General features: G+C 73.0%; 2 protein-coding genes. Both read left to right on the top strand.

Going from position 1 to position 1,808, the window contains the following annotated elements; all coding sequences use genetic code 11:
- Window positions 1–1,138 (top strand): Gfo/Idh/MocA family oxidoreductase (locus AB0M20_RS41415; RefSeq protein WP_364306796.1); only part of this gene is annotated, 1,138 nt, incomplete at its 5' end.
- Window positions 1,139–1,303: 165 nt separating this feature from the next.
- The coding region (locus AB0M20_RS41420) for a family 16 glycoside hydrolase (protein ID WP_364306798.1) at window positions 1,304–1,808 on the top strand (505 nt) is incomplete at its 3' end.

Here is a 1,808-nt window from a genome sequence, read left to right on the forward strand (position 1 = left end):
CGCGCCGCTCGTCGGGCTGGTCGGCGCCAACGGCCACGGGCGCTGGCACCGGCGCCGGATGGACGAACTCGCCGCGGCCGGGACGATCCGGCTGGGCGGGTTCGCCGATCCGGCCCCGATCGAGGCGGATCCGCCGTTGCCGCCGGGCGTCCCGGTGTTCACCGATCACCGGGAGCTGCTGGCCGGCGTACCCCTGGATGTCGCCGTGATCTGCACGCCGCCGCACACCCACCTGGCCATCGCCCGGGACGCGCTGGAGGCCGGCTGCGACCTGCTCATGGAGAAACCGCCGGTGGTGTCGGTCGCCGACCACGAGACACTGAGCGCGGCGCTGGCGGAGGCGGACGCGGCCTGCCAGGTCGGCTTCCAGGCGCTGGGCTCGGCCGCGCTGACCCGGCTGTGCGACGCGATCGGCGCGGGCGAGCTGGGCGCGATCACCGGCCTGGCCACGGTCGCGTCCTGGCGGCGCGACGACGCCTACTACGGCCGGGCGGCCTGGGCGGGGCGTCCGGGCCTGGGCGACGGCGCGCTGGTCAACCCGTTGGCACACGCGCTCATGCAGAGCATCGCGATCGCCGCCGCGGCCGGTGCGGGCGAGCCGGTGCACCTCGCCGCCGAGCGGTTCCGGACCCGGCCGATCGGCACCGACGACACCGCGTTCGCCCGGGTCACCTTCGCCGGCGGGCTCCGCCTGCTGGCCGCGGTGACGCTGGCCGGCGAGGACTTCGTGCCCGGCGAGGTGATCGTCACCGGCAGCCGGGGCCGGGCCGTGCTGGAGTATCCGACCGACCGGCTCACGCTGCCCGGCGCGGCGCCGCGCGAGTTCGGCCGCGCCGACCTGCTCACCAATCTGGTGGCCCACCGCCGTGACCCGGCGGGCGATCCGCTGCTGGCGCCGCTGAGCCGGACGCTCGGCTTCACCCGGGTGGCCGAGGCGCTGACCGGCAGCGCGGACCCGGTGCTGCTCAACGGCGGCGCGGTGCGCGACGAGGGCGCCGGACCGGCCCGGGTGCGGGTCATCACGGGCGTCAACGAGGTGCTGCGGCAAGCCGCGCAACGGTGCGCGCTGCCCTCCGAACTCGGCGTGGCGTGGGCTCGAGGACCGGGCATCGAAAGGCGACTGCAAACGGCCGTCTGAGGACCGTACGCGATGTCGCATTCCGCCCGAGAATCGGGCCGGAGCGATTCCTGACGCCTATTTCCACCGCAACATTCCTGCACATCAAACATATTGAGTTTAATCGATATCAAATCTACCTTCGGAATGCGGGCTCGCAATGGTAACCCCTCCGAAGGAGAGATCATGAGGAAACGTCCCTTGATCGGGGCCGGCGCCGGGGCCCTCGCCGCGGTGCTGGTGCTCGGTCTGGCCGGCGCAGCGCGGGCGGAGTCGCTGTTCGCCGACGACTTCAACGACGGCAACGCCGGCGGCTGGTCGAAGTCCGGCGGCGACTGGTCGGTGGTCGGCGACGGCACGCCGGCGTTCCAGCAGGGCAACACCGGCAGCGAGCTGGCCCGCCAGTTCGCCGGCAAGACGAGCTGGACCGACTACTCGGTGCAGGCCAGGGTCAAGCCGCTGAGCTTCAACGGGTCCAACCGCCTGGTCGCGATCGCCGCCCGTTCCTCGAGCGCGACCAAGATGTACCGGCTCGCGCTGACCAACGCGAACCGTGCCGAGCTGCAGGTGGTCAACGGCGGCTCGGTCACCGTGCTCGGCTCGGCGGCGCTCACCGTGGCCACCGGCACCTGGTACACCCTGCGCATCGAGGCCAGTGGCAGCTCGATCCGCGGGCTGGTCAACGGCTCGC

Source organism: Actinoplanes sp. NPDC051633 (assembly GCF_040681735.1).
In the GTDB taxonomy this organism is placed as follows: Bacteria; Actinomycetota; Actinomycetes; order Mycobacteriales; family Micromonosporaceae; genus Actinoplanes.